This window comes from Rhizobium chutanense (genome assembly GCF_002531935.1).
Lineage (GTDB): Bacteria > Pseudomonadota > Alphaproteobacteria > Rhizobiales > Rhizobiaceae > Rhizobium > Rhizobium chutanense.
Window position 1 is genome coordinate 73,671 of sequence record NZ_NWSV01000004.1, and the last position, 25,912, is coordinate 99,582.

At 62.8% G+C, this 25,912-nt stretch carries 25 protein-coding genes; 16 read left to right on the top strand and 9 right to left on the bottom strand.

Going from position 1 to position 25,912, the window contains the following annotated elements; translation table 11 throughout:
- Positions 1-11: 11 nt before the first annotated feature.
- The 5 genes from CO666_RS07670 to CO666_RS07690 are packed head-to-tail and all read right to left on the bottom strand — an operon-like array spanning position 12 to position 4,589.
- Entirely contained in the window at positions 12-1,001 is a 990-nt protein-coding gene (locus tag CO666_RS07670) for a branched-chain amino acid ABC transporter permease (protein WP_097611482.1), read from the bottom strand.
- Between the two features lies 1 nt (position 1,002).
- Entirely contained in the window at positions 1,003-1,890 is an 888-nt protein-coding gene (locus CO666_RS07675; protein ID WP_097611483.1) for a branched-chain amino acid ABC transporter permease, read from the bottom strand.
- Between the two features lie 4 nt (positions 1,891-1,894).
- Positions 1,895-2,596: an ABC transporter ATP-binding protein gene (locus CO666_RS07680; protein WP_097611484.1), complete on the bottom strand. Its 702-nt coding sequence runs from the start codon at positions 2,594-2,596 to the stop codon at positions 1,895-1,897.
- Positions 2,596-3,378, bottom strand: a complete 783-nt coding sequence (locus CO666_RS07685; RefSeq protein WP_097611485.1) for an ABC transporter ATP-binding protein — start codon at positions 3,376-3,378, stop codon at positions 2,596-2,598. Before CO666_RS07685 ends, CO666_RS07680 begins: the two co-directional genes overlap by 1 nt.
- Before the next feature lie 5 nt (positions 3,379-3,383).
- Positions 3,384-4,589: an ABC transporter substrate-binding protein gene (locus tag CO666_RS07690; RefSeq protein WP_097611486.1), complete on the bottom strand. Its 1,206-nt coding sequence runs from the start codon at positions 4,587-4,589 to the stop codon at positions 3,384-3,386.
- A gap of 175 nt (positions 4,590-4,764) precedes the next feature.
- On the opposite strand from CO666_RS07690, the gene CO666_RS07695 reads away from it, so the two are divergent.
- Positions 4,765-5,718, top strand: a complete 954-nt coding sequence (locus CO666_RS07695) for a LysR family transcriptional regulator (protein WP_097611803.1) — start codon at positions 4,765-4,767, stop codon at positions 5,716-5,718.
- Here CO666_RS07695 and CO666_RS07700 read toward each other — a convergent pair whose 3' ends face one another.
- Positions 5,719-6,057 (bottom strand): cupin domain-containing protein, encoded by a 339-nt coding sequence (locus tag CO666_RS07700; RefSeq protein ID WP_097611804.1) that lies wholly within the window; start codon positions 6,055-6,057, stop codon positions 5,719-5,721.
- A gap of 190 nt (positions 6,058-6,247) precedes the next feature.
- On the opposite strand from CO666_RS07700, the gene CO666_RS07705 reads away from it, so the two are divergent.
- Positions 6,248-7,435 (top strand): acyl-CoA dehydrogenase, encoded by a 1,188-nt coding sequence (locus tag CO666_RS07705; RefSeq protein WP_097611487.1) that lies wholly within the window; start codon positions 6,248-6,250, stop codon positions 7,433-7,435.
- Positions 7,436-7,476: 41 nt separating this feature from the next.
- Here CO666_RS07705 and CO666_RS07710 read toward each other — a convergent pair whose 3' ends face one another.
- Positions 7,477-8,181, bottom strand: coding sequence for a hypothetical protein (locus tag CO666_RS07710; RefSeq protein WP_097611488.1), 705 nt, complete (start codon positions 8,179-8,181; stop codon positions 7,477-7,479).
- Between the two features lie 206 nt (positions 8,182-8,387).
- Here CO666_RS07710 and CO666_RS07715 point away from each other — a divergent pair, with 206 nt between their 5' ends.
- Genes CO666_RS07715 through CO666_RS07725 form a run of 3 tightly spaced genes read left to right on the top strand, consistent with a single transcriptional unit; the run spans position 8,388 to position 10,812 of the window.
- Positions 8,388-8,849 (top strand): DUF4126 domain-containing protein, encoded by a 462-nt coding sequence (locus tag CO666_RS07715; protein ID WP_097611489.1) that lies wholly within the window; start codon positions 8,388-8,390, stop codon positions 8,847-8,849.
- On the top strand, positions 8,846-10,207 hold the full coding sequence (locus tag CO666_RS07720; RefSeq protein ID WP_097611490.1) for an FAD-containing oxidoreductase: 1,362 nt from the start codon (positions 8,846-8,848) through the stop codon (positions 10,205-10,207). The genes CO666_RS07715 and CO666_RS07720 overlap by 4 nt, the downstream gene beginning before the upstream one ends.
- Before the next feature lie 41 nt (positions 10,208-10,248).
- Positions 10,249-10,812 (top strand): DedA family protein, encoded by a 564-nt coding sequence (locus tag CO666_RS07725; protein ID WP_097611491.1) that lies wholly within the window; start codon positions 10,249-10,251, stop codon positions 10,810-10,812.
- A gap of 11 nt (positions 10,813-10,823) precedes the next feature.
- On the opposite strand, the gene CO666_RS07730 is transcribed toward CO666_RS07725, so the two are convergent.
- On the bottom strand, positions 10,824-11,867 hold the full coding sequence (locus CO666_RS07730; RefSeq protein WP_097611492.1) for an NAD(P)-dependent alcohol dehydrogenase: 1,044 nt from the start codon (positions 11,865-11,867) through the stop codon (positions 10,824-10,826).
- A gap of 501 nt (positions 11,868-12,368) precedes the next feature.
- On the opposite strand from CO666_RS07730, the gene CO666_RS07740 reads away from it, so the two are divergent.
- The 8 genes from CO666_RS07740 to CO666_RS07780 all read left to right on the top strand — a co-directional run bounded on the left by CO666_RS07740 (position 12,369) and on the right by CO666_RS07780 (position 21,720).
- Positions 12,369-12,728, top strand: coding sequence for a copper resistance CopC family protein (locus CO666_RS07740; protein WP_097611805.1), 360 nt, complete (start codon positions 12,369-12,371; stop codon positions 12,726-12,728).
- A gap of 307 nt (positions 12,729-13,035) precedes the next feature.
- A complete protein-coding gene (locus tag CO666_RS07750) occupies positions 13,036-13,125 on the top strand; it encodes a K(+)-transporting ATPase subunit F (protein WP_003547774.1) in 90 nt (29 codons plus the stop codon).
- 69 nt (positions 13,126-13,194) lie between these two features.
- Positions 13,195-14,898: a potassium-transporting ATPase subunit KdpA gene (gene kdpA / locus CO666_RS07755; protein ID WP_097611495.1), complete on the top strand. Its 1,704-nt coding sequence runs from the start codon at positions 13,195-13,197 to the stop codon at positions 14,896-14,898.
- Positions 14,899-14,963: 65 nt separating this feature from the next.
- Positions 14,964-17,024, top strand: coding sequence for a potassium-transporting ATPase subunit KdpB (kdpB, locus tag CO666_RS07760; RefSeq protein ID WP_097611496.1), 2,061 nt, complete (start codon positions 14,964-14,966; stop codon positions 17,022-17,024).
- Between the two features lie 22 nt (positions 17,025-17,046).
- Positions 17,047-17,616: a potassium-transporting ATPase subunit KdpC gene (kdpC, locus tag CO666_RS07765; RefSeq protein ID WP_097611497.1), complete on the top strand. Its 570-nt coding sequence runs from the start codon at positions 17,047-17,049 to the stop codon at positions 17,614-17,616.
- A gap of 179 nt (positions 17,617-17,795) precedes the next feature.
- The gene (locus CO666_RS07770) at positions 17,796-20,504 is read left to right on the top strand and encodes a sensor histidine kinase (RefSeq protein ID WP_097611498.1); all 2,709 of its coding nucleotides are present in this window, start codon (positions 17,796-17,798) and stop codon (positions 20,502-20,504) included.
- On the top strand, positions 20,501-21,193 hold the full coding sequence (locus CO666_RS07775) for a response regulator transcription factor (RefSeq protein ID WP_097611499.1): 693 nt from the start codon (positions 20,501-20,503) through the stop codon (positions 21,191-21,193). Before CO666_RS07770 ends, CO666_RS07775 begins: the two co-directional genes overlap by 4 nt.
- 71 nt (positions 21,194-21,264) lie before the next feature.
- Positions 21,265-21,720, top strand: a complete 456-nt coding sequence (locus CO666_RS07780; RefSeq protein ID WP_097611500.1) for a PTS sugar transporter subunit IIA — start codon at positions 21,265-21,267, stop codon at positions 21,718-21,720.
- Positions 21,721-21,777: 57 nt separating this feature from the next.
- On the opposite strand, the gene CO666_RS07785 is transcribed toward CO666_RS07780, so the two are convergent.
- Entirely contained in the window at positions 21,778-22,794 is a 1,017-nt protein-coding gene (locus tag CO666_RS07785) for a porin (protein WP_097611501.1), read from the bottom strand.
- A gap of 358 nt (positions 22,795-23,152) precedes the next feature.
- On the opposite strand from CO666_RS07785, the gene CO666_RS07790 reads away from it, so the two are divergent.
- The 3 genes from CO666_RS07790 to cysW are packed head-to-tail and all read left to right on the top strand — an operon-like array spanning position 23,153 to position 25,906.
- Positions 23,153-24,178 (top strand): sulfate ABC transporter substrate-binding protein, encoded by a 1,026-nt coding sequence (locus CO666_RS07790; protein WP_085739890.1) that lies wholly within the window; start codon positions 23,153-23,155, stop codon positions 24,176-24,178.
- Positions 24,179-24,186: 8 nt separating this feature from the next.
- Positions 24,187-25,044, top strand: a complete 858-nt coding sequence (gene cysT, locus CO666_RS07795; protein WP_085739889.1) for a sulfate ABC transporter permease subunit CysT — start codon at positions 24,187-24,189, stop codon at positions 25,042-25,044.
- A complete protein-coding gene (gene cysW, locus CO666_RS07800) occupies positions 25,034-25,906 on the top strand; it encodes a sulfate ABC transporter permease subunit CysW (protein WP_097611502.1) in 873 nt (290 codons plus the stop codon). The genes cysT and cysW overlap by 11 nt, the downstream gene beginning before the upstream one ends.
- Positions 25,907-25,912: the final 6 nt, after the last annotated feature.

Below are 25,912 nucleotides of genomic sequence, written 5' to 3' on the forward strand. Positions count from 1 at the left end.
AGGCCCGCCCGTTAGCGGCGATAGACGAAGCCCAGCTTCCGCCCCAGCCGCGACGCGTAGAATTCGCCGATGATGCCGCGGCGGAAGATCAGCACGCAGACCATGAAGACGATGCCGGTGATGATCGTTACCGGGAATTCCGAGGTAGCGAGGTAATTTTCCAGCGCCACCACCAGCCCGGCGCCGAAGAGCGGGCCGATCAGCGTGCCGATGCCGCCGAGCAGCGTCATCAGGATCACCTCGCCCGACATCTGCCAGGCGACGTCGGTCAGCGTCGCGAACTGGAAGACGATCGATTTCACCGCGCCCGCCAGCCCGGCAAGTGCTGCCGACATGACGAAGGCGCCGAGCTTGTAGCGCGCCACGGAATAACCGAGCGAGATCGCCCGTTGCTCGTTCTCGCGGATCGATTTCAGGATCATGCCGAAAGGCGAATTGATGAAGCGCCAGATGATCAGCACGCCGACGAGGAAAACCGCCAGCACGAAATAATACATGTTGGTCGAGCTGCTGAGATCGATGACGCCGAAGAGATGGCCGCGCGGCACCGATTGGATGCCGTCCTCGCCTTCGGTAAACTTCGCCTGCAGGCAGAAGAAGAAGAACATCTGCGACAAGGCGAGCGTGATCATCGCGAAATAGATGCCCTGGCGACGAATGGCGAAGAAACCCATGACCAGGCCGAGAAAGGCCGCACCCGCCACGCCGATCAGGATGCCGAATTCCGGCGGCAGGCCCCATGCCTTCACCGTATAGGCGGTGAAATAGGCCGCACCGCCGAAGAAGGTGGCATGGCCGAAGGACAGCAGGCCGGTATAACCGAGCAACAGGTTGAAGGCGCAGGCAAAGAGCGCGAAGCACAGCAGCTTCATCAGGAAGATCGGATAGAAGAAGAACGGCGCCAAGAGCAGGAGCAGCAGCCCCACCAGCAGGAAGCCTGCCTGCACCGAAAGGGCGGTTCGGCCTTTTTCCGTTCGGATGGTGTCGGTGATGTCAGCCATGTCAAGCATCCCGGCCGAAGAGGCCCGCGGGCCTGATGAGAAGCACGATCGCCATGATGACGAAGATCACGATGTTGGACGCCTCGGGATAGAAGACCTTGGTCAGGCCCTCGGCAATGCCGAGCACATAGCCGGTGATGATCGCGCCCATGATCGATCCCATCCCGCCGACCACGACCACGGCGAAGACGACGATGATCATGTTCGAGCCCATCAGCGGCGAGACCTGATAGATCGGCGCCGCCAGCACGCCGGCAAAGGCGGCAAGGGCCGCGCCGAGCGCGTAGGTGAACGTCAAGAGCACCGGGACATTGACGCCGAAGACCTGCACCAGCACGGCGTTTTCGGTGGCGGCTCTGAGATAGGCGCCGAGCTTGGTCCTCTCGATCAGCAGCCATGTGCCGAGACAGACGACGAGCGAGACGACGACCACCCAGCCGCGATAGATCGGCAGGAACATGAAGCCGATATTTGCCGCTCCTCCAAGAACGGCCGGTCCTGCATAGGGCTGGCCGGAAGAGCCGTAGAGATAGCGGAAGGTGCCTTCGACGGCGAGCGCTAGGCCGAAGGTGAAGAGGAGGCCGTAGAGCGGATCGAGATCGTAGAGCCGGCGCAGGAACAGCCGCTCGATGACGGCGCCGACAAGACCGACGATGACGGGCGCCAGGATCAGCGACGGCCAGTAACCGATGCCGGCATAGGTCAAGAGCAGATAGGCCACGAAGGCGCCGAGCATATATTGCGCGCCATGGGCGAAGTTGATCACCCGGAGCAGACCGAAGATAATGGCGAGGCCGAGGCTGAGCAGCGCGTAGAAGGAACCGTTGATCAGCCCGATCAATAACTGGCTGAGCAGCTTGTTTAGGGGAATGTCGAAGATCATCGTCATCTGGTCACACTCCCAGAACCCTATGCAGCGTATCCATGCGCTGCGGCAGTTCGCCGACCGGGAATTCCGACACCATCTGCCCATGATCCATCAGATAGAAGCGATCGGCAATACGGCTGGCGAAACGGAAATTCTGCTCGACGAGCAGGATCGTCATGCCGCGCTCCTTGAGTTTCTTCAGCACCTCGCCGATGCGCTGGACGATCACCGGGGCTAGCCCCTCTGTCGGTTCGTCGAGGATGAGCAGTCGGACGCCGGTGCGCAGGATCCGGGCGATCGCCAGCATCTGCTGCTCGCCGCCTGACAGTTTGGTGCCCGGGCTGCCGCGGCGCTCGTAGAGATTGGGGAAGAGCTCATAGATCTCGTCGAGCGTCATGCCGCCCTTCGCCACGACGGGCGGCAGCAGCAGGTTTTCCGAGACGGTGAGCGTGGAAAAGATGCCGCGCTCCTCCGGCACGAAGCCGATGCCGCGATGCGCCGTCTTGTGCAGCGGCACCTGCATCATGTCGCTGCCGGCAAAGCTGATCCTGCCCTTGCGGGCGCGCACGATGCCGGTGATGGTGCGCAGCGTCGTCGTCTTGCCGACACCGTTGCGGCCAAGAATGGTGATCGTCTCGCCTTCGCCCACCCGCATGTCGACGCCGTGCAGGACGTGGCTTTCGCCATACCATGCGTTCAGTCCCTGAACTTCGAGCAGAGCGGCCATCAATGCTCCTCCGTGCCCATGTAAGCCACGCGGACGCGCTCGTCCTGGCTGACAGTGGCATAATCGCCCTCGGCGAGGATCTCGCCGCGCTGCAGCACCGTCACATGCTGGCAGATATTGGCGACGACGGAGAGATTGTGCTCGACCATCAGCACTGCCCGGTCGCGGGCGACGTCACGGATGATCGCCGAGACGACGCCGACATCCTCCAGCCCCATGCCGGCCATCGGCTCGTCGAGCAACAGCACCTTCGGGTCGAGCGCCAGCGTCGTGGCGATCTCCAGCACCCGCTTGCGGCCATAAGAAAGGTCGGCGGCGATATGATCGCGCTCCTTGGATAGGCCGACGCTGGCAAGCAGCTGCTCGGCGCGCTCGTTCAGCCGGTCGAGGGCCGAAAGCGGCCGCCAGAACTGCGTGGAGAGATTGTTCGGCCGCTGCAGCGCCACGCGCACATTGTCGAGAACGGAGAGGTGCGGGAAGACCGCCGAGATCTGGAAGGAGCGCACCAGCCCCATCCGCGCCACCTTGTCAGGCGGCGTGTCGGTGATGTCGGTATCCAACAGGGTGATCGAGCCCGCCGTCGGCTGCAGGAACTTCGTCAGCAGGTTGAAGACCGTCGTCTTGCCGGCGCCGTTCGGGCCGATCAGCGCATGCACGCTGGCATCATGCACGTCGAGATCGACGTTCTTGACGGCGGTGAAGCCGCCGAAATCACGGCGCAGGCCGCGGGCGGATAGCACCACCCGCGGCTTTGCCTGAGTTTCAATCGCGGAAACCGCCATCGCGCTTACTTCACCAGATCGCAGCCGCTCTTGGCGGGATCGATATAGGCTTCCTTGCCGGGAATGGTGGCGAGAACGTTGAAGTAATCCCACGGCTCCTTGCTGTCGGAAGGCTTTTTGACCTGCAGCAGGTACATGTCGTGGATCATGCGGCCATTGGCGCCGACCGTGCCGCCGCGCCCGAAGACGTCGTCGACCGGCATGTCATGCAGCAGCTTGGCGACGGCATCGGTGTCGTCCGTGCCGGCCTTCTGCACCGCCTTCAGATATTGCGTCACCGCCGAATAGGTGCCGGTATGGATCATGTTCGGCATCTTGCCGGTGCGGGCGAAGAACTTCTTGGCGAAGGCGCGGCTTTCGTCGTCGCGGTTCCAGTAGAAGCCTTCCGTCAGCGTCAGCCCCTGCGCCGCCTCGAGACCGAGACCATGGACTTCGGCGAGCGTGAAGAGCAGTGCCGCCAGATGCTGGCCGCCCTGGGTGATGCCGAATTCGGCCGCCTGCTTGATGGCGTTCGAGGTGTCGAGGCCGGCATTGGCAAGGCCGATCACCTTGGCGCCGGATGATTGCGCCTGCAGCAGGAAGGAGGAGAAATCCTGGGTCGACAGCGGATGGCGGACGGCGCCGACGACCGTGCCGCCGCTCGCCTTGACATAGTCGGTCGTCTGCTGCTCCAGCGAATAGCCGAAGGCATAGTCGGCGGTCAGGAAGAACCAGCTGTCGCCGCCCTGCTTGACGAGGGCGCCGCCGGTGCCGACGGCGAGCGCATGGGTGTCGTAGGCCCAGTGGAAGCCGTAGGGCGAGCAGGCCTTGCCGGTCAGATCGGTCGTCGCGGCACCGGTGACGATGTCGATCTTCTTCTTTTCCTTGGCGATCGCCTGTACCGCGAGCGCCACCGACGAGGTCGTCAATTCCATGATCGCGTCGACCTGCTCGGTGTCATACCACTGACGAGCAATGTTGGAGGCGATATCCGGCTTGTTCTGGTGGTCGGCATCGACGATCTCGATCGGAACACCCAGCACCTTGCCGCCGAAATCCTCGACCGCCATCTTGGCGGCCTCGACGGAAGACTTGCCGCCAAAATCGGCATAGACGCCCGACTGGTCGTTCAGGATGCCGATCTTGACCTTGCCGTCAGTCGCGCTCTGCGCGAGCACCGCCGTGCTGCTCGCAAGCAGAAATGCTACCGATGCAATGAGATTCTTACGCATATTCTCTCCTCCCAGAGATGAGCCAAATTGCGGATCTGTTCAGATTTGGCCAGCCGCACTCCTCAGAACGGCCGACCCTCGCCTTACGATCACGGAAATTCCGCGTTGAAGCAACGGGTGGTTTACAACTAATTCCAAACAGTATCTGTTCGTTTTTGAACAGATGGGGACGGCGATGACCAATCCACCGCAGTTTACTTGGGATGATCTTCAGTTTTTTCTAGCCGTCGCCCGCACCGGACAGTTGTCGACGGCGGCCCGCCAGCTGCGTTCCAGCCATGCCACGGTTTCCAGGCGCATCGATCGCCTGGAATTCACCCTCAAGGTCAAACTGTTCGAGCGCAATCCGCGCGGCTATGTGCTGACATCAATGGGCACGCGCTTCGTCGAGACGGCCGAGCGGATGGAGCAGGAGACCGAGCGACTGCGCGCCGACCTTGCCGACGGCTCGATGGCGCAGCGCGGCCTGGTGCGCCTCAGCGCGCCGGAAGGTTTTGCCAATTTCTTCTTCGCGCCCCTGCTGCCGCGCTTTGCCGCCCAGCATCCGCATCTGTCGCTCGAACTGGTGACGATCCAGCAGATCATGTCGCTGTCGCGCAAGGAAGCCGATCTTTCCGTCGTGCTCGACGAGCCGAAGGGCGGGCCTTATTTCGCCGAGAAGCTGACCGACTACCACCTCTATGTCTACGGCGCGCGCGACTATCTGGCAAAGGCGCCCGACATCGCCAGCCGCGAAGACCTGCTCAACCATCCCTTCGTCAGCTATATCGAGGAGATGATTTTCGCGCCCGGCCTGGATTACCTCAGCGACGTGCACCCGCGCATCAAGCCGCAATTCCAGAGCTCCAGCATCTTCGCCCAGCTCACCGCCACGCGAAACGGTCTCGGCCTCTGCATCCTGCCCTATTTCTTCGCCAGCCGTTATCCCGAACTGCTGCGCGTACTGCCGGAAGAAATCGACCTCAAGCGCCACTACTGGATCACCTGTCACCGCGACCTGAAACAGGCGCCGCGGGTGCGCGCCGTCATCGACTTCCTGCGCGAGGCGGTGCGCGGCGAGGATGCTCGCTTCATGCCGCCCTATGTCACCGCCGCCGGTCCGGCGCGCCGGCCGGAAGCCGAAGGCTGACTATTTGAGGAACTCGGCCCGGTGCGGCGTGAAGCTATCGATCAGCCGGCCCTTTTCCAGCGCCTTGACGCCGTGGACGAGATTGGGAGGCACGATGAAGCTGCCGCCTTGGCGCAGCACCTCGGTGCGGCCATCGATCGTCACTTCGAAGCTGCCTTCGGCGACATAACTGGCCTGAATGTGCGGATGCGAGTGGGCCGCGCCGACGGCGCCGCTTTCGAAGGCGACTTCCACCAACATCATCTCGGGCAGATAGGTCATGATGCGCCTGGTAACGCCGGGCTCGGGATTGACCCATTCGGCGCCTTCGGCCGATACGAACAGATCGCTTGACGACATTTCCGTCTCCTCGTTCCAGAATCGATCGCGGGCAAAGTGGATCATGCGGATACATTTGAAAAGCCGCGCATTTGAAAAGATGGCGCGCCCCGCCTTTTCGATCGGATCGCCTTTGGTTGACGCGCTCGGCTGGCGGGTCTATGCGACCTTGATGAGGCAAGCCTGAATGCAGAGGTGAGGAGACGCCGATATGCAGCATACGCGCGAGGTTTTCGACTGGGCCGACCCGTTCCGGCTGGTGGAGCAGCTGACCGACGAGGAGCGCATGGTGCAGGATACGGCCCATGCCTATGCGCAGGAGAAGCTTGCGCCGCGGGTTCTCGACGCCTTCCGCCATGAAAAGACCGATCCCGAAATCTTCCGCGAAATGGGCGCACTCGGCCTGCTCGGTCCGACGATCTCCCCCGATTACGGCGGCGCCGGCCTCGGTTATGTCGCCTACGGCCTGATCGCCCGCGAGGTCGAACGGGTCGACAGCGGTTATCGTTCGATGATGAGCGTTCAGTCCTCGCTGGTCATGGTGCCGATCGAAACCTTCGGGTCGCAGGCGCAGAAGCTGAAATACCTGCCGAAACTTGCCACCGGCGAATGGATCGGCTGCTTCGGCCTGACCGAACCCGATCACGGTTCCGATCCCGGCTCGATGGCGACACGCGCCAGGAAGGTCGACGGCGGCTACAGCCTGACCGGCTCGAAGACCTGGATCTCCAACGCGCCGATCGCCGATGTCTTCGTCGTCTGGGCCAAGACCGAGGACGGCCTCATCCGCGGCTTCATCCTGGAAAAGGGCTGGAAGGGGCTTTCGGCCCCCGCCATCCACGGCAAGGTGGGCTTGCGCGCCTCGATCACCGGCGAAGTGGTGATGGACGGGGTCTTCGTGCCCGAGGAAAATCTTCTGCCCGGCGTGACCGGTCTCAAGGGACCGTTCACCTGCCTCAACTCGGCGCGTTTCGGCATCGCCTGGGGCGCACTCGGCGCCGCCGAGGATTGTTATGCCAGAGCCCGGCAATACACGCTGGAGCGCAAGCAGTTCGGCCGGCCGCTGGCCGCCAACCAGCTGATTCAGAAGAAGCTCGCCGATATGGCGGCGGAAATCTCGCTCGGCCTCCAGGGCTGCCTGCGGCTCGGCCGCATGAAGGAGGAAGGCCATCCGCCGGTGGAGCTGACCTCGATCCTCAAGCGCAACAGCTGCGGCAAGGCGCTCGATATCGCGCGGGCCGCCCGCGACATGCTCGGCGGCAACGGCATCTCCGACGAATTCGGCATCGCCCGTCATCTCGTCAACCTCGAAGTGGTCAACACCTATGAGGGCACGCACGACATCCACGCGCTGATCATCGGCCGCGCGATCACCGGCATCGCCGCCTTTGCGAATTAGGGTCTGTTGAGTTGTGAAACATTCGTTGGTCTGGCCTCACATCATCGGGCGGAGGCAGCGCCAGCTTTTGCGGCTCTGCGTTCAAGGGCGCGTTTTATTGCGTGATCACGACGGACCAAACTATCGAAGCTGAAATTGTCTTCCTCAGGCATGCTTTCACGAATGCTCGCAACCGATTCTCCGGCGCGAAGGCGCCGAGCGATTTCGATACCTCGTGCTGCACGCTTGCGCTCCGACTCCCGCCAAAATGCGATAGTTCCGGGATGCCTGCACTCATTCAGCATCGTACCGGCGCCGGCAAGGACTGCTTCCGAAAAGTGAGCAAACTTCTTGTCGTTGGCCACGACCGCCCAGAAGATCGTTTGCGCTCTGACGTAGAGATCGAGGTCCAGGAGGCAAGCGGCAAGACGATCGGCAATGGCATCGCTATAGAGCCCGGAGTTTGTCACATAAGCCACAAACCGCCATCGGCAGTTGCTCACCGGGTCATCGGCCAGCTTGATAACGACGTCCGCCATACGGTCCGCCGGCGGGTCAGCTTCATCAAGATACCACGCCCCGCACTCACGCTCGCTCGATTTCTCCGAGAGGAGAAGTTCGATGAGCGGTTCCAGGTCAATCCCCTTGCGCCATCGTTTAAACACGGCCCATAGCGCATTGTAAGCAAAGTCTTCCCCACGATCCTCTCCATCATTTCTCATTCGGAGCAAATCGCTGGTGGCGTATGCAGAAAAATCGGAACTCATCGAGAAAGCGGTGGTCGCGCCACACGCATTTTGGTTGATGCAGGTGATCTGCTTTGCTCAACAGCGACCCCTATGTCAATCCCGAGCGCGAAAATTCGACTGCCCTTGGGATCAACACGCTGTCTCCTGGCGACGAATTGCCACGCGCCTGACAATGTGCAACCTTCCCTGATTGCGGCGCGAAAGCCGGCAAAGAGGGGGATCGCATGTTTCTGCTTCTTGCATTGCTGATCGGTGTCATCTCGGGCCTTCGCACCATGACCGCGCCGGCCGCCGTCGCCTGGGGCGCAGCACTCGGCTGGTTCGACGTGTCGCAGACGCCGCTTGCCTTCATGGGCTATCGATGGACGCCGTGGATCTTCACGGCGCTTGCCATCGTCGAACTGATCGCCGACCAGTTGCCGTCGACGCCGTCACGCAAGGTGCCGATGCAGTTTTCCGCCCGCATCGTCTCGGGCGCGCTCTCGGGTGCCGCGATCGGTGCCGCCAGCGGCCTGCTGTTCGGCGGACTGATCGCCGGGGTGATCGGCGCCGTCATCGGCACCTACGGGGGCGCTGCCGTCCGCGGCCGGCTTGCCGGCGCCTTCGGCAGGGATTTGCCGGCCGCTCTCATCGAAGATGCCGTCGCCGTCATCGGCGCGGTGCTGATCGCGGGGGCCGTGTCATGAAGAGCTTCGACGCCATCGTCATCGGCGCCGGCCAGGCCGGCCCGTCGCTTGCCGCCCGCATGGTCGAAAAGGGCATGAAAGTGGCGCTGATCGAGCGCAAATTCCTTGGCGGCACCTGCGTCAATGCCGGTTGCATGCCGACGAAGACGCTGGTTGCCAGCGCCCGCGCCGCTTATGTCGCGAGAACCGGCGCCGCCTATGGGGTCAATATCCCCGGCGAGATCGCCGTCGACATGAAGGTGGTCAGGGCGCGGGCCGAAACGGTGACGATGAATGCCCGCAACGGCCTGATCGGCTGGCTCGGCGGCATGGACGGCATGAGCGTGATCTACGGCCATGCCCGTTTCGAAGGCCCGAAGACCGTCAGCGTCAACGGCGAGACGCTGACCGCGCCGCGTATCTTCCTCAATGTCGGGGCGCGGCCCGTCATTCCCGAGCTGCCTGGTATCGATGAGATCGACTACCTCACCAGCACCTCGATCATCCAGCTCGACACGCTGCCGCGGCATCTCGCCGTGATCGGCGGCAGCTATATCGGGCTGGAATTCGCGCAGATGTATCGCCGCTTCGGCGCCGAGGTCAGCGTCATCGAACACGGTCCGAAGCTCGCATCGCGCGAGGACGAGGATATATCGGATGCGATTGCCGATATCCTGCGCGCCGAAGGCATTGGCGTCCATACCGACGCCGGCAACATCGCCTTCGCCAGAAACGGCAGCGGGATCAGTGTCACCGCCGGCTCGGCGAAGATCGATGCGAGCCACGTGCTGATCGCCACCGGCCGCAAGCCGAACACCGACGATCTCGGCCTCGATGCTGCCGGCGTCGCCACCGATCAACGCGGCTACATCACCGTCGACGACCGGCTCGCCACCAATGTCGAGGGCATCTTTGCCCTCGGCGACTGCAACGGCCACGGCGCCTTCACCCACACCTCCTACAATGATTTCGAGATCGCCGCCGCCAACCTCATCGACGGCGGCGACCGCAAGCTGTCGAGCCGCATCCCGGCCTATGCGCTCTACATCGATCCGCCGCTCGGCCGCGTCGGCGTGACGGAGAAGCAGGCGCGCGCCTCCGGCCGCAAGATCATGGTCTCGACCCGGCCGATGAGCCGCGTCGGCCGGGCCAACGAGCGCGGCGAGACCAAGGGCTTCATGAAGGTGATTGCCGATGCCGAGACCCGGGAAATCCTCGGTGCGGCGATCCTCGGCATTGAAGGCGACGAAGCGATCCATGGCCTCATCGACGCGATGAATGCGGGCACGACCTATCCCGCATTGCAATGGTCGGTGCCGATCCACCCGACGGTGTCGGAACTGATCCCGACGCTGCTCGGCGATTTAAAGCCGGTTTAAGTACGAATGGAGGCTTCGAGAGTCGAGGCCGGAGACTGCTGGTGTCTATCGAACTGCTGATCGAGAATTACGGCCTGGTGGCGATCTTTCTGGGTGCGGCCTTCGAAGGCGAAACCGCCGCCTTCCTCGGCGGCGTGGTTGCCCATCGCGGGCTGCTGACCTATTGGTCGGCCGCGCTCGCGGCGACCGCCGGCTCCTTCGCCGGCGATCAGATGTGGTTCTTTGCCGGTCGTTATGCCGCTCAATGGGGCTTTGTCCGCCGGCTGATGGAAAAGCCGGCGCTGGCACGCGTCACCCACCTTCTGGAAAACTATCCCACAGGCTTCATCCTGGCCTTTCGTTTTCTGGTCGGGCTGCGGACGATCAGCCCCGTCGTCATCGGAACGACGCGCATACCGACCGGAAAATTCGTCGTCCTGAACGCCGTCGCCGCGCTGGTCTGGGGGCAATTGTTCACGGCGCTTGGTTATCTCTTCGGGCATGGAATCCAGCAGATGTTGGGCCACCTTCCCCTTCACCGCCACCTGCTGATCGCCGTTGCAGCCGCGGCTGTCGTCGCCGCAGCAGCCCTTGCCTTTCGCAAGATGAGACCGAGTGCTTCGTAGAAGCGGGCGCCCTACTCCATGACGATCTGCAGCTTCACATCGCTCGGCCGCGCCTCGACGGCGCGGTCGAACGCCTTGATCGAATCTTCGAATTTGAAGGTCTCGGATATCAGCGGTTTCAGATCCACTCTTCCGGAACCCAGTAGTGCGATCGAGCGCTCATACTGATGCGCGTAGCGGAACACCGTCTCGATGCGGATCTCCTTGGTGGACGCCGTCGAGACGTCGAAGCCGACCGGATTGACCGGCAGGCCGACGGCGACGATGACGCCGCCCGGGCACGGCAGCGCCATGATCGTTTCCCAGGCCTTCGGCGAACCGGAGCATTCGAAGACGACATCGGCGCCCCAGCCCTCGGTCAGCCGGCCGACTTCCTCGATCAGGTTCTTCTCGCGGATGTTGACCGGGATCACCCCCTGATACTGCGCTGATATATCGAGCTTCGGCTGGGCGAGATCGGCAACGATCGCCCGGGCGCAGCCGCCAGCAAGGGCCGCAATCGCCACCATCGTGCCGATCGGCCCGGCGCCGAGGACGACGGCGGTATCGCCGGGCGTTATCTTCGCCTTGGCTGCCGCCTGCATGCCGACGGCGAAGGGCTCCACCATCGCGCCTTCGGCGAAGCTGACATTGTCGGGCAGCTTGAAGGTATAATTGGCCGGATGCACGACCTCTGATGTCAGCACGCCATGGATCGGCGGCGTCGCCCAGAAAGTCACGGCTGGATCGATATTGTAGAGGCCAAGCCGGCTTGCCTTGGAATTCGGATCGGGAATGCCGGGCTCCATGCAGACGCGGTCGCCGACCTTCAGATGGGTGACGCCGGCCCCGACCTCGACCACCGTGCCCGCCGCCTCATGGCCGAGCACCATCGGCGCGTTGACGATGAAGGGGCCGATCTTGCCGTGCGTGTAATAATGCACGTCGGAACCGCAGACACCGACCGTATGGATCTTGATCTTCACTTGGCCAGGGCCGGTTTCGAGCGGCAGATCGATATCGCGAAGCGCAAGCTCATGCTGGCGTTCCAGCACCAGCGCACGGACTGTGGTCATGATCGGTTTCCTTCCCTATGGCCCCCGTAATTCATCGAGCGCCGTTGACGGGACTATAAGACCGTAAGGGGCAGCAATTCAATCGCATCAATCAAGCTTTTGCCCACAATCCGATGAAATGCCCGTTTTCCATAACCCGAAAGATTCCCGTCTCAAGACCTCTGGATGATTTCAGCCGAGGCCACGGAGGAGTACATTATCAAGTCTAGATCGCCATCAATGAAGAAAGATAAAGAGATGAACCACGATAACGATAATATCGTCAGTAATATCTCTCGCGGTGCGACGATATCAAAGCAACTCCGGCATCTCTGGCGCCGGTTCGTGGACAACTGTATCGCAGCGCTCGACGAAGACCGCTCGCCGAAGCCGGTGCGCGTTATTGTCAAGCCAATGGATCGAAATCGTCCCATACAGCGTTAATAGCAGGCGGCGGCTTGGCGTCGCGGGGACATGACGGCTCCCGGCACCACGCGGATCGGCAAGAGAAGGAAGACCATCATGACGTTGATCGTGTCAGCTTGCCTGTTCACATCCCTTCTCTTTGCCGCAAATGGAGCGTCCGCGGCGATCGAGCAAGCATCGCTGCCGCCGCAGCAAGAAGAAAAGCTGGTACCGGCCAATCTCGAACTCACCTTCCCCGGCCCCGTCGATCTCGCCCGCTCAACGGCCATTCTGCTGGATGCCCAGGGAACGGCGCTTCCCACAGGCCAGCCATTTCTCTCCGGTCCCGAAGGATCGATCTTCAAGATTCCGCTCGACCCCTCCATGGCGCCCGGCCTCTACACCCTCGACTGGCGCGTGCTCTCGATGGACGGCCGTAGCGCCGAAGGCCAATACAAGTTCCGGGTCGATCCTTAGCCTTGGCGCTTCGGCGGCATAAAAGCATTTATAAGATTTTTATATTGATGCCGCTCCGGCCGTCTCGAACCTTTATGCGCTTCGGCTCCATAGTGATCTTCGAGAGATCGAAAAGATTATCTCCACGCCAGAAAGCATGAAAGGCGGCCACCGAGGTGGCGCGCCCTTTATCTTGTCTGACTCCAACAAGAACAACAGGAGTCACGATCATGATGGATATTATTCTACTCGCCACGGCGATCCTATTCTTCGCCCTGTGCTTTGCCTACACCAGAGCCTGCGACAGGCTTTGACCGGAGAACCGACGATGACCCTCGACTATGTCCTGAGCGGTGCCGTGACCGTGTTTCTCACCGTCTATCTCACCTACGCTCTCCTTCGCCCAGAACGCTTTTGAAGAGAACCGGCGCTTGTAGGGCCGCGCAGGCGCGGCGGACAAGCGGCCGGCTATTGAAAGTCTACCCCCATGACCCTCAACGGATGGCTTCAGATCCTGCTCTATTGCGGGATCGTCCTCGCGCTCGTCAAACCGCTCGGCGGCTACATGACGCGTGTCTATAACGGCGAGCGCACACTCCTGTCGCCGGTCCTCGTTCCGATCGAACGGGGACTTTACCGCATGGCCGGCACCAGCGAAGGCGAGGAGCAGCACTGGACCTCCTATGCCTTCGCCATGCTGATGTTCAACCTGCTCGGCGTCCTTGTCCTCTACGCGCTGATGCGCCTGCAAGGCGTTCTGCCCTACAATCCGGCCGGCATGGCTGCCGTCCCGCCGGAACTTTCCTTCAACACCGCCGTCAGCTTTCCCACAAACACCAACTGGCAGAACTACGGCGGCGAAAGCACGATGTCGTATCTGACGCAGATGGCCGGCTTCACGGTGCAGAATTTCCTCTCCGCCGCCACCGGCATGGCCATCGCCGTCGCCTTCATCCGTGCCTTCGCACGGGCGTCCGGCAAGGCGATCGGCAATTTCTGGGTCGATATGATCCGCGGCACGCTCTACATCCTGCTGCCGATCTGCATCGTGCTGACACTGGTCTTCGTCTATCTCGGCGTCCCGCAGACGCTCGGACCCTATGTCGATGCCACGACGCTGGAAGGCGCCAAGCAGACGATCGCGGTCGGCCCCGTCGCCTCGCAGCTTGCCATCAAGATGCTCGGCACCAATGGCGGCGGCTTCTTCAACGCCAATTCCGCCCATCCCTTCGAAAACCCCGATGCGATCTCCAACCTCATCCAGATGGTCTCGATCTTCGCGATCGGCGCCGCTTTGACCAACGTTTTCGGCCGCATGGTCGGCAATCAGCGCCAGGGCTGGGCGATCCTTGCCACGATGGGCATTCTCTTCATCGTCGGTGTCGGCATCACCTATTGGGCTGAAGCGGCCGGCAACCCGCTGATGCATGCCTTCGGCCTTGGCGGCGGCAACATGGAAGGCAAGGAAGTCCGCTTCGGCGTCGCCCTGTCGTCGCTGTTTGCGGTCATCACCACGGCCGCCTCCTGCGGCGCAGTCAATGCCATGCATGGCAGCTTCACCGCGCTCGGCGGTCTCATTCCGCTGATCAACATGCAGCTCGGTGAAATCATCGTCGGCGGTGTCGGCGCCGGTTTCTACGGCATCCTGCTGTTCATCATCGTCGCCGTCTTCGTCGCCGGCCTGATGGTCGGCCGCACGCCGGAATATCTCGGCAAGAAGATCGAGGCCAAGGAAATGAAGATGGCCGTTCTCGCCATCCTCTGCCTACCGCTCGCCATGCTGGTCTTTACCGCAATCGCAAGCGTGCTTCCGAGTGCCGTCGCTTCGGTCGGCACTTCGGGCCCGCACGGCTTCTCCGAAATCCTCTATGCCTATACCTCGGCTGCGGCCAATAACGGCTCGGCTTTCGGCGGCCTCACCGGCAATACGCCCTGGTACAACGTGACGCTCGGCATCGGCATGCTGATGGGCCGCTTCCTGGTGATCATCCCGGCCCTTGCCATCGCCGGCTCGCTGATCGCCAAGAAGACGGTTCCGGCCTCGGCCGGCACCTTCCCGACCGACGGCCCGCTCTTCGTCGGCCTGCTCATCGGCACGATCCTGATCGTCGGCGGCCTGACCTTCTTCCCGGCGCTGGCCCTCGGTCCGATCGTCGAGCATCTGGTCATGATCGCCGGCCAGACCTTCTGAGGTGATGTCGTGACGCTCCGTCATAGGTTTCCATCACCATCCTCGTTTCAAAGCTGGAGTCTCTTATGAGCCAGGCAAAATCCGCGAGTATCATGGATTCTCGCATCCTCATTCCGGCGATCGGTGCCGCCTTCCGTAAACTCGACCCGCGCGCCCTTGCCAGAAACCCGGTCATGTTTGTCGTAGCCACCGTTTCCGTGCTGACCACCGTGCTTTTTCTGCGCGACCTCGCGGTGGGCAACGGCAATCTCGGCTTCTCCTTCCAGATCAATCTCTGGCTCTGGTTCACCGTGCTCTTTGCCAATTTCGCCGAAGCCGTCGCCGAAGGCCGCGGCAAGGCGCAGGCGGATTCGCTGCGCAAGGCGCGCACCGAAACCCAGGCCAAACTGCTGACCGCCAATAATGGCAGCGACTATCGCCTGGTGCCGGGCACCAGCCTCAAGGTCGGTGATATCGTGCTCGTCGAGGCCGGCGACATCATCCCCTCGGACGGCGAAGTCATCGAAGGTGTCGCCTCCGTCAACGAGGCTGCAATCACAGGCGAATCCGCCCCGGTCATCCGCGAATCCGGCGGCGACCGTTCGGCGGTCACCGGCGGCACGCAGGTGCTCTCCGACTGGATCCGCGTGCGCATCACCGCGGCCGCCGGCTCCACCTTCCTCGACCGGATGATCTCGCTCGTCGAAGGGGCGCAACGCCAGAAGACGCCGAACGAGATCGCGCTCAACATCCTGCTCGCCGGCATGACGCTGATCTTCGTGCTGGCGACGGCGACGATCCCGAGCTTTGCCATCTATGCCGGCGGCTCGATCCCGATCATCGTGCTCGTCGCGCTTTTCGTCACGCTGATCCCGACGACGATCGGCGCGCTCTTGTCGGCGATCGGCATTGCCGGCATGGACCGCCTCGTCCGCTTCAATGTGCTCGCCATGTCCGGCCGCGCCGTGGAAGCTGCCGGCGACGTCGACACGCTGCTGCTCGACAAGACGGGCACGATTACCCTCGGCAACCGCCAGGCGACGGCCTTCCGGCCGGTGCGCGGCATCTCCGAACAGGATCTCGCCGATGCCGCCCAGCTCGCCTCGCTGGCCGACGAAACGCCGGAAGGCCGCTCCATCGTCGTGCTTGCCAAGGAAAAATATGCGATCCGCGGCCGCGACATGGCAAGCCTCAGGGCGACTTTCGTGCCCTTCGCCGCCCAGACCCGCATGAGCGGCGTCGATCTCGAAGGCTCTTCGATCCGCAAGGGTGCGGTCGATGCGGTGCTCGCCTATGTCAATGGCGACGCCTCCTCGAAAAACGGCAGCGAGGTCGTACGCGAACTGCAGTCGATATCGGACGAGGTCGCCAAATCCGGCGGCACGCCGCTGGCGGTTGCCCGCGACGGCAGGCTGCTCGGCGTCATCCAGCTGAAGGATATCGTCAAGGGCGGCATCCGCGAACGCTTCACCGAGCTGCGCCGCATGGGCATCCGCACCGTGATGATCACCGGCGACAACCCGCTGACGGCCGCCGCCATCGCCGCCGAAGCCGGGGTCGACGACTTCCTCGCCCAGGCGACGCCGGAGATGAAGCTGGCGCTGATGCGCGAGGAACAGTCGAAGGGCAAGCTCGTCGCCATGTGCGGCGACGGCACCAACGACGCGCCCGCACTTGCCCAGGCCGATGTCGGCGTCGCCATGAACACCGGCACGGTCGCCGCCCGCGAGGCCGGCAACATGGTCGATCTCGACTCGGACCCGACGAAGCTCATCGAGATCGTCGAGATCGGCAAGCAACTCTTGATGACGCGCGGCGCGCTGACGACGTTTTCGATCGCCAACGACATCGCCAAATACTTCGCCATCATCCCGGCGATGTTCCTGACCTTCTATCCGCAGCTGGGCGTCTTGAACGTCATGGGGCTGTCGACGCCGCAAAGCGCCATCCTCTCGGCGATCATCTTCAACGCACTGATCATCATCGCGCTGATCCCGCTGTCGCTGAAGGGCGTGCGTTACCGGCCGATCGGCGCCGGCGCGCTTCTGTCGCGCAACCTGCTGATCTACGGCCTTGGCGGCATCATCGTCCCCTTCATCGGCATCAAGGCGATCGACATGACCGTCGCAGCCCTCGGTCTCGCCTGAAACGCTCCAAGGAGTAAGAACAATGTTGAAAGAATTTCGTCCCGCAGTCGTCATGATCGTCGCCACCACGGCCATCACCGGCCTTCTCTACCCGCTCGCCATGACGGGTGCGGCACAGGCCCTCTTCCCGGCCCAGGCGAACGGCAGCCTGATCGAGAAGAACGGCCAGGTGATCGGCTCGGCACTGATCGGCCAGGCCTTTACCAGCGACAAATATTTCCACGGCCGCCCGTCGGCTGCCGGCGACGGCTATAATGCCAGCGCCTCCAGCGGCTCGAACCTCGGTCCGACCAGCCAGAAGCTGATCGACCGCGTCAAGGGCGACTACGAGGCCGCCAAGGCTGCAAATCCAACGGCTGACGTGCCCGCCGACCTCGTCACCGCTTCGGGCAGCGGCCTCGATCCCGATATTTCGCCAGAGGCCGCCTACTTCCAGGTGGCCCGCGTCGCCAAGGCACGCAACATCGACGAGGCGAAGATCAAGGCGCTGGTCGACGGCGCCGTCCAGGACCGCGAACTCGGCATTCTCGGCGAGCCCACCGTCAATGTTCTGGCGTTGAATCAGAGCCTTGATGCTTCTATGACTGAGTGAAGGTTGCGGGCTACAACCTCTCCCTCATTCCTGTGCTCGTCACAGGAATCCAGCCACGCGAAGTCCTTCGCGTGAAAGGAGTCCTAAGCGTCGCAGACGCGACGCTGCTGGATCCCTGTGACGAGCACAGGGATGAGGGAAGGTGGAGCAAGCCTCCCCGACAGGAAAGACCGAACCGCATGCCAGACGACAATCGCGACCAGGCCGGCAGGCCCTCGCCCGATGCGCTTCTTGAAAAAGCCCGGGCGGAGACGCGCGGCCGTCTGAAGATCTTTCTCGGCGCCGCCCCCGGCGTCGGCAAGACCTATGAGATGCTGATCTCCGGCCGTGCCAAGATCGCCGACGGTCTCGATGTCGTCATCGGCGTCGTCGAGACCCACGGCCGCAAGGAGACCGAGGCGCTCGTTGCCGGTTTCGAGATCATTCCCCGTGTCGAAATCGACTACAAGGGCCGGCCGCTCGCGGAAATGGACCTCGACGGCATCCTCGCCCGCCAGCCCGATCTCGTGCTGGTCGACGAACTCGCCCACACCAATGCCGAGGGCAGCCGTCACCCGAAACGCTATCTCGACGTCAAGGAACTGCTCGATCGCGGCATCGACGTCTATACGACGCTGAACATCCAGCATGTCGAAAGCCTGAACGACGTCGTCTCGCAGATCACCCGCATCCGCGTGCGCGAGACGGTGCCGGACTCGATCATCGACCTTGCCGACGATGTCGAGATCATCGACCTGACGCCCGACGACCTGATCAAGCGGCTGCATGACGGCAAGGTCTACATGCCGCGCACCGCCGAGCGGGCGCTGACCAATTATTTCACGCCGGGCAACCTGACGGCGCTGCGGGAGCTGGCGCTGCGCAAGACCGCCCAGCGTGTCGACGACCAGCTGCTCACCCACATGCAGGCCCACGCCATTTCAGGTCCCTGGGCGGCGGGCGAGCGCGTCCTCGTCTCGGTCGACCATCATCCGCGTTCCGCCTCGCTGGTCCGTTACGCCGCCCGCATGGCCTCGCGGCTGCGCGCGCCCTGGGCTGCCGTCTATATCGAGACCAACCGCTCGATCAATCTGAGCGAGGCCGAGCGCGACACGGTCGCAGCGACCTTGCGGCTGGCCGAACAGCTCGGCGGCGAAGCATTGACCATTCCCGGCCGCGAAGTAGCCGAAGAGCTCGTCCGCCATGCCAGCGCCAACAACGTCACCCACATCGTCATCGGCGCCCCGAAGAAGCCGACATGGCGCGACTGGTGGAGCCGTTCGGTCACCGACGAGCTGATCCGCAGGACCGGCGAGATCAGCGTCCACGTCATATCGGGCAATGAGAAGGACGGCACCGTCGCGCGCGGCGTCAGGGCTGCGGCCACCGCACCGCCGCTGGATTTCAGGGCCTATCTGCTGGCGACCGGTTATGTCGCCATCGCGCTCGCCGTCGGCGTCGTGCTCGATCAGGTGCTCGACGTGCGCAACCTCGCCCTCGTCTTTCTGATGGCGGTGCTGACCTCGGCGGTCATTCATGGCCTGCGGCCGGCGCTCTACAGCTGCATTCTCGGCGCGCTCTCCTTCAATTTCTTCTTCCTGCCGCCGCGCTACACGCTGACGATCAGCGATCCGGAAAGCGTGCTGGCGCTGTTCTTCTTCCTCGGCGTCGCCATCATCGCCAGCAACCTGACCGCAACCGTGCAGCGCCAGGCCGCCGCCGCCCGGCAGCGGGCGCGCACGACCGAGGATCTCTATCTCTTCTCCAAGAAACTCGCCGGCACCGGCACGCTGGACGACGTGCTCTGGGCGACCGCCTTCCAGCTCGCCTCGATGCTGAAGGTTCGCGTCGTGCTGCTGCTGCCGGAGGAAGGCAGCATCGCCGTCAAAGCCGGTTATCCCCCCGACGACACGCTCGACGATGCCGATATCGCCGCCGCCCGCTGGGCCTGGGAGCACAATCATGCCGCCGGCCGCGGCGCCGATACGCTGCCCGGCGCCAAACGCCTCTATGTGCCGCTCAGAACCGGGCGCACCGCCGTCGGCGTCATCGGTCTCGACAGCGACCGCCGCGACGGACCGCTGCTGACGCCGGAGCAGCAGCGGCTGCTCGATGCGCTGGCCGACCAGGCGGCCCTTGCCATCGAACGCGTCCAGCTTGTCGCCGATGTCGACCGGGCAAGGCTCGCGGCCGAAGCCGACCGGCTGCGCTCGGCCCTGCTGACGTCGATCTCGCATGATCTGAAGACGCCGCTTGCCGCCATTCTCGGCGCCGCCGGCACGCTGCGCGACTATTTCACCGCCATGCCGGAGGAGGATCGCAGCGACCTGCTTTCAACGGTCGTCGACGAATCCGAGCGCCTCAACCGCTTCATCGCCAACCTGCTCGACATGACCAAGATCGAATCCGGGGCGATGGAGCCGAATTCTGCGCTGCATTATGCCGGCGATATCGTCGGCAGCGCGCTGGCCCGCGCCGCCAAGATTCTCGAGCACCACAAGACCGAGATGAGGATTCCCGCCGACCTGCCGATGGTGCGCGTCGATCCGGTCCTGTTCGAGCAGGTGATCTTCAACCTGCTCGACAATGCCGCGAAATACGCGCCAGAGGGATCGGTGGTTCAGATCGAGGGCTGGGCCGATGCCGACTACGTCGTCGTGCAGGTCTCGGATGAAGGTCCGGGCATTCCGCCAGCCGATCTCGCCCGCGTCTTCGACACCTTCTACCGGGTGCGCAAGGGCGACCAGGTGCGCGCCGGCACCGGCCTCGGCCTTTCCATCTGCCGCGGCTTCATCGAGGCGATGGGCGGCACGATCACCGCCGGAAACCGGATGGCCGGCCAGGGCGCCGTCTTCACCATCCGCATGCCGAAACCCAACGACATTCCGAAACTGGACGAACTTCCATGACCGGTTCAGCCGTCACAATCCTCGTCGTCGACGACGAGCCGCCGATCCGCAAGCTGCTCCGCGTCGGCCTGACCGCGCAGGGCTATGAGGTGCGGGAAGCGCCGAACGCGAGCGCCGCCCGTCAGTCGGTCGCAGACGGCATGCCCGATCTCATCGTGCTCGACCTCGGCCTGCCCGACACATCGGGCCATGACCTGCTTCAGGAGTGGCGTGAAGAAGGGCTTTCCACACCCGTCATCATCCTCTCCAGCCGCACCGACGAGGCCGGCATCGTCACGGCGCTGGAAAGCGGCGCCGACGACTACGTCACCAAGCCCTTCGGCGTCAACGAACTCGGCGCCCGCATCCGCGTGGCGCTGCGCCACCGCCTGCAGCAGCAGGGCGAAAAGGCGATCTTCCAGACCGGTGGGCTGTCGATCGATCTCGTCAAGCGCATCGTCAAGGTCGACGGGAGCGAGATAAAATTGTCGCCGAAGGAATACGATATCCTGCGTGTCCTCGCCCAGCACGCCGGCAAGGTGCTGACACATCAGTTTCTTTTGAAGCAGATATGGGGACCGGCCGCCGATGTGCAGTATCTGCGCGTCTACGTCAGGCAGCTGCGACAAAAAGTCGAGAAAATTCCCGACCAGCCGCACTATATCACCACCGAGACCGGCGTCGGCTACCGGCTCAGGGAACCGGACTGACTCCCCTCGCGCTGCCCGAACGCACCAGCGTCCCGCCCAACAGCATCGAACCAGATAATATTGAGAATGACATGAACCTTCCCAACATCATCCGGCCGGAACACACTTTCATCGGTGTGTCGGCGCCGACGAAATGGCGCGCGCTGCAGCTTATAGCGGACAAGGCCGCCAAGGCTTTCTCCGCCGACGGCCAGGCCATTCTGAAGGCGCTGGAAGAGCGTGAGAAGCTCGGCTCCACCGGCATCGGCAACGGCATCGCCATTCCACACGCGGCGATCGACGGCATGAGCAGCCCGCGCGGCCTTCTGCTGCGCTTTGCCCAGCCGCTGGATTTCGAAGCGATCGACGATATCCCGACCGACATCGCCTTCGTGCTGCTTTTCGGCGAAAACAATCGCGGCGAATATCTGAACGTACTGTCCGCCATCGCACGGCGCCTGCAATCGGACGGCACGCTTGCCGCCATGCGCAAGGCACGGACGGTCGACGAATTTTATTCCGATTTCATCGCCGATTCCCGGGTATGAAAAAGGCGCGGCCCAAAGGCCGCGCCCGCTCGTCTGCGTTCACGCGCTCAGGCGATCTTAGAAATCGCGCTGGAAGCGGAGGAAGCCGAACACTTCGTCGTCGCCTTCGTCCTCATCGTGATATTGCACGCTGAGCTTGGTGCGGAGGTCGTCGACGATGCGGTAATCGATCGTGACGCCTGTGGTGTAGGCGCTGCCGCCGCTGAAGCCGTTGCCGTCAGCGTCGAGCGAGATGTTTTCGAAGTACTGGAAGCCGGGGGTGACCGACCACTTGTCGTTGATCTTCAAGGCGTATTCTGCTGCGATCGTCCATTCGGACTCTTCGTAGTAGTAGTTGGCGCCGCTTGCCCAGACGCCGGCAATGCCGAGCGTGCCCGGGCCGATGTCGGCATAGACGATGCCGCGGACAGCGACTTCGCTGGTGTCGGTGTCATAACCGGCCAGCAGGTAGGCGCTGATGGCGCCGGCCTTGTAGGAGACCTGGCCTGCGACACCGTAGTTGTTCGGGCCTTCGCCCGGCTTGGTGGCGTAGTCGTCTTCCAGTTCGTCGACCGAAAGGCCGGCCGTGAAAGCACCCGACTCGTACTGATAACGGATCGAGTTATGGGTCGTTTCGTTGCTGGCGAGCGTATCGGTCTCGCCGCTCATGTCGTCATCCCACCAGCTGTAGAGCTTACCGACGCGGAAACCGGCAATGTCGATATAGCCTTCGTCAAGCAGCGCTTCCTGGTCGGAGGCGCTGTCGGCATTGTAGCGCAGCGTGATGACGCCGGTCAGTGTACCGTACTCGGTGTCGTTCTTGGCCTGGAAGGTGACCTGACCGCGAGTCCAGAAGTTTACGTCGGAATCGCCGGAGATCTGATCACCGAAGCGCACCTCGGTACGGATGTAACCGCCGATCGAAAGGCATGTTTCCGTCCCCGGAATATAAAAATAGCCGGTCCCGTAGGCGTCGCAAACGCGAACATATTCCACGGGCTCGGGTTCCGCCGCCACGATGGCATCGGCGGCACGGGCTCCGGAGGCCGCGGCAAGGGCGGCAACGGAGGCAAAAAGGATCGTTCTGATATTCATTTTGAATTGCCCTAACAGGTTTGGAATGCGAGGCGCATTTCAAGGGATGCCCCCGCGTAGCGGCCGGTGAATACGACCGCACGGGAGGCGATATAGGAATCCGCAAGTGTCATCGTGGCAAAAACCCGGCAAAAATCCGCATGACCGTGTCCCTTTCATGGAGGAACTGTGGCCAAAAAAACACAACCCTGCGGCGGGGGCGCGGTTGGCCGATTGGCCGCGGCCAACTCCGGCACGTCCATTTCAAAATCGGCCATCAAATGGAATGACATTCTAACGACCCCGGCGGAACCGGAAGAACCTTCGTTTCATTATACGACTGACTTGATAGAGTTAAGACAGAAAACAGGAGGGTTCCATGCAGACACAACGGCTCACCAGGCTCATCGCAGCGGCGGTCATGGCAGGCAGCTTCGCGATCGGGGGCATCGCTCCGGCATTCGCCGATCAGACGCTTCTCAACGTTTCCTATGATCCGACTCGCGAATTGTATAAGGATTTCAACGCCGCCTTTGCCGCCAAGTGGCAAAAGGATACCGGTGAAGCCGTGACGATCCAGGCATCGCATGGCGGCTCCGGCGCCCAGGCCCGCTCCGTCATCGACGGCCTCGATGCAGACGTCGTCACCCTGGCCCTCGAAGGCGATATCGACGCCATCGCCAAGAAGACCGGCAAGATTCCGGCCGACTGGAAGACCAAGCTGCCCAACAATTCGACGCCCTATACGTCGACGATCGTCTTCCTCGTTCGCAAGGGCAACCCGAAAGGCATCAAGGACTGGGGCGACCTGGTCAAGGACGACGTGCAGGTCATCACCCCGAACCCGAAGACCTCGGGCGGCGCCCGCTGGAACTTCCTGGCTGCCTGGGCATGGGCCAAACAGGCGAATGGCGGCGACGACGCCAAGGCGCAGGACTATGTGACGAAATTGCTGCAGCACGTTCCGGTTCTCGATACCGGCGCGCGTGGGGCAACGACGACCTTCGTCCAGCGCGGCCTCGGCGACGTGCTGCTTGCCTGGGAGAACGAAGCCTATCTTTCGCTCGAGGAACTCGGTCCCGACCAGTTCGAGATCGTGACGCCGACCTTCTCCATCCGCGCCGACCCGCCGGTCGCCGTCGTCGACGGCAATGTCGACAAGAAGGGCACGCGCAAGGTCGCCGAAGCCTATCTCAACTATCTCTATTCCGACGAAGGCCAGAAGATCGCCGCCAAGCATTATTACCGGCCGATCAAGCCTGAAGCCGCCGATCCGGCCGATATCGCCCGCTTTCCGAAGCTGACGCTCGCCACCATCGACGACTTCGGCGGCTGGAAGGAAGCCCAGCCGAAATTCTTCGGCGACGGCGGGGTATTTGACCAAATCTACAAGCCGGCACAATAATAGACTTCATGAAAGCACATAGCCCCACGCGGTGGCGGTTCAAGCGGCCGAGCGTCATTCCGGGTTTCGGAATGGCGCTCGGTCTCACATTGACCTGGCTCACCCTTCTGATCCTCATCCCGCTCTCCGGCCTTGCCGTCCGGTCGAGCGCGCTCGGCTGGGAGAAATTCTGGTCGATCGCGTTCGATCCACGCATATTGAACGCGCTGCGCATCAGCTTCGGCAGCGCCTTCATCGCTGCGATCATCAACGCCGTCTTCGGCATCATTCTCGCCTGGGTGCTGGTACGCTACCGTTTCCCCGGCAAGCGCGTCATCGACGCCATGGTCGACCTGCCCTTCGCGCTGCCGACGGCCGTCGCCGGCATTGCATTGGCGACGCTCTACGCGCCGAACGGCTGGATTGGCCAGTTCCTGACCCCGCTCGGCATCAAGATCGCCTTCACGCCGGCCGGCATCGTCGTGGCGCTGATCTTCGTCGGCCTGCCTTTCGTGGTGCGCACCGTGCAGCCCGTCATGGAGGAAATCGACAAGGAAGTGGAAGAGGCCGCGGCAACGCTCGGCGCCAACCGCCTCCAGACGATTTTCCGCGTGCTGCTGCCGGGGCTGGCGCCGGCCGTGCTCACCGGCTTCGCGCTCGCTTTTGCCCGCGGCGTCGGCGAATACGGTTCGGTCATCTTCATCGCCGGCAACCTGCCGTTCAAATCGGAGATCGCGCCGCTGCTGATCGTCATCAAGCTCGAAGAGTATAATTATGCGGCAGCGACCGGCATTGCGGCGATCATGCTGGTGATCTCGTTCGCCATGCTGCTGGTCATCAATCTCATCCAGAGCTGGAGCAGGCGGAGGTACGGCCATGGCGCTTGATGCGACCGTTCAACCAGCAAAGCTGCGTTCGGTGACCACCGAACACAGGTTTGCACGCTTCAGCCTGATCGCCCTATCGCTGGTCTTCCTGCTGCTGATCCTGCTGCTGCCGCTCGCCGCCGTCTTCGTCGAGGCCTTCCGCAAGGGACCGGGTCCCTTTCTCCAGGCGCTCGGCGATCTCGAAACCTTCTCGGCGATCAGGCTGACGCTGATCGTCGCCGGTGTCAGCGTGCCGCTCAACCTCGTCTTCGGGGTTGCCGCCGCCTGGGCGATCGCCAAGTTCGAGTTCAAGGGCAAGGCGTTCCTGACGACCCTGATCGACATGCCGTTCTCGGTCTCGCCTGTGATTTCAGGCCTGGTCTTCGTGCTCTTGTTCGGCGCCAATACCTGGCTCGGCCATTGGCTGAGCGCCCACGACATCAAGATCCTGTTCGCCGTGCCGGGGCTGATCCTGGCGACGATGTTCGTCACCTTCCCCTTCGTCGCCCGCGAACTGATTCCGCTGATGCAGGAGCAGGGAACGGCCGATGAGGAGGCAGCTTTGTCGCTCGGCGCCAGCGGCTGGCAGACCTTCTGGCACGTGACGCTGCCGAACATCAAATGGGGCCTGCTCTACGGCGTGCTGCTCTGCAATGCCCGCGCCATGGGCGAATTCGGCGCCGTCTCGGTGGTGTCGGGCCATATTCGCGGCCAGACGAACACCATGCCGCTGCAGGTGGAAATTCTCTACAACGAATATAATTTCACCGGCGCTTTTGCCGTCGCCACGCTTTTGGCCTTGCTGGCGCTCGTGACTCTTGTTTTGAAGACGCTGCTGGAAATGCGCTATAGCGCTGAGATCTCCGCCAGCCGGCGGCATTGAAGGATT

Coding starts and splice junctions, on each gene's coding strand:
- CO666_RS07730 (WP_097611492.1), bottom strand. CDS start 11,867: ATGACCACAGTCCGTGCGCTGGTGCTGGAACGCCAGCATGAGCTTGCG.
- CO666_RS07740 (WP_097611805.1), top strand. CDS start 12,369: ATGACGTTGATCGTGTCAGCTTGCCTGTTCACATCCCTTCTCTTTGCC.
- CO666_RS07685 (WP_097611485.1), bottom strand. CDS start 3,378: ATGGCGGTTTCCGCGATTGAAACTCAGGCAAAGCCGCGGGTGGTGCTA.
- CO666_RS07680 (WP_097611484.1), bottom strand. CDS start 2,596: ATGGCCGCTCTGCTCGAAGTTCAGGGACTGAACGCATGGTATGGCGAA.
- CO666_RS07705 (WP_097611487.1), top strand. CDS start 6,248: ATGCAGCATACGCGCGAGGTTTTCGACTGGGCCGACCCGTTCCGGCTG.
- CO666_RS07715 (WP_097611489.1), top strand. CDS start 8,388: ATGTTTCTGCTTCTTGCATTGCTGATCGGTGTCATCTCGGGCCTTCGC.
- CO666_RS07780 (WP_097611500.1), top strand. CDS start 21,265: ATGAACCTTCCCAACATCATCCGGCCGGAACACACTTTCATCGGTGTG.
- CO666_RS07695 (WP_097611803.1), top strand. CDS start 4,765: ATGACCAATCCACCGCAGTTTACTTGGGATGATCTTCAGTTTTTTCTA.
- CO666_RS07785 (WP_097611501.1), bottom strand. CDS start 22,794: ATGAATATCAGAACGATCCTTTTTGCCTCCGTTGCCGCCCTTGCCGCG.
- CO666_RS07710 (WP_097611488.1), bottom strand. CDS start 8,181: ATGAGTTCCGATTTTTCTGCATACGCCACCAGCGATTTGCTCCGAATG.
- CO666_RS07770 (WP_097611498.1), top strand. CDS start 17,796: ATGCCAGACGACAATCGCGACCAGGCCGGCAGGCCCTCGCCCGATGCG.
- CO666_RS07675 (WP_097611483.1), bottom strand. CDS start 1,890: ATGACGATGATCTTCGACATTCCCCTAAACAAGCTGCTCAGCCAGTTA.
- CO666_RS07790 (WP_085739890.1), top strand. CDS start 23,153: ATGCAGACACAACGGCTCACCAGGCTCATCGCAGCGGCGGTCATGGCA.
- cysW (WP_097611502.1), top strand. CDS start 25,034: ATGGCGCTTGATGCGACCGTTCAACCAGCAAAGCTGCGTTCGGTGACC.
- CO666_RS07775 (WP_097611499.1), top strand. CDS start 20,501: ATGACCGGTTCAGCCGTCACAATCCTCGTCGTCGACGACGAGCCGCCG.
- CO666_RS07750 (WP_003547774.1), top strand. CDS start 13,036: ATGACCCTCGACTATGTCCTGAGCGGTGCCGTGACCGTGTTTCTCACC.
- cysT (WP_085739889.1), top strand. CDS start 24,187: ATGAAAGCACATAGCCCCACGCGGTGGCGGTTCAAGCGGCCGAGCGTC.
- kdpC (WP_097611497.1), top strand. CDS start 17,047: ATGTTGAAAGAATTTCGTCCCGCAGTCGTCATGATCGTCGCCACCACG.
- kdpB (WP_097611496.1), top strand. CDS start 14,964: ATGAGCCAGGCAAAATCCGCGAGTATCATGGATTCTCGCATCCTCATT.
- CO666_RS07700 (WP_097611804.1), bottom strand. CDS start 6,057: ATGTCGTCAAGCGATCTGTTCGTATCGGCCGAAGGCGCCGAATGGGTC.
- kdpA (WP_097611495.1), top strand. CDS start 13,195: ATGACCCTCAACGGATGGCTTCAGATCCTGCTCTATTGCGGGATCGTC.
- CO666_RS07720 (WP_097611490.1), top strand. CDS start 8,846: ATGAAGAGCTTCGACGCCATCGTCATCGGCGCCGGCCAGGCCGGCCCG.
- CO666_RS07690 (WP_097611486.1), bottom strand. CDS start 4,589: ATGCGTAAGAATCTCATTGCATCGGTAGCATTTCTGCTTGCGAGCAGC.
- CO666_RS07670 (WP_097611482.1), bottom strand. CDS start 1,001: ATGGCTGACATCACCGACACCATCCGAACGGAAAAAGGCCGAACCGCC.